Annotated in this window: 1 protein-coding gene; it reads right to left on the bottom strand. The window is 70.1% G+C overall.

All coding sequences use genetic code 11. The features are described from left to right. The coding region (locus AOK00_RS40425) for an alcohol dehydrogenase catalytic domain-containing protein (protein ID WP_254047412.1) at nt 1–291 on the bottom strand (291 nt) is incomplete at its 3' end. Nucleotides 292–388: the final 97 nt, after the last annotated feature.

Consider the following 388-nt stretch of genomic DNA (forward strand, 5'->3'; position numbering starts at 1 on the left):
GACGGCCCGCTCGGCATACGTGCCGGGAATCTCCACCCAACCGACCCGGTCCCCGACTGCGACGTCAGCGACGCCGGGTCCGACTTCGACGACCGTGCCGGCGCCCTCGGCGCCCGGGGTGAAGGGCAGCGGGAGGCTGTACCGGCCTTCGCGGTGGTAGACGTCGAGGAAGTTGACCCCGGATGCGGCGACCTCCACGATCGCCTCGCCCGGACCCGGCCGCGGCTGGTCCACCTCGGCCTCCTGCAGCACCTCGGGACCGCCCACTTCGTACACCTGAATCGCTCGCATGACCCTCCAATATCGGTTCATCCGCCACCAACCCCGTTGATGGCGATCCGATTCCCGGCTCGAAGGCGGCAACCGCGCCCTGCTCGACGAATGGGCC

Source organism: Streptomyces aureus (genome assembly GCF_001418135.1).
GTDB classification, from domain to species: Bacteria; Actinomycetota; Actinomycetes; order Streptomycetales; family Streptomycetaceae; genus Streptomyces; species Streptomyces aureus_A.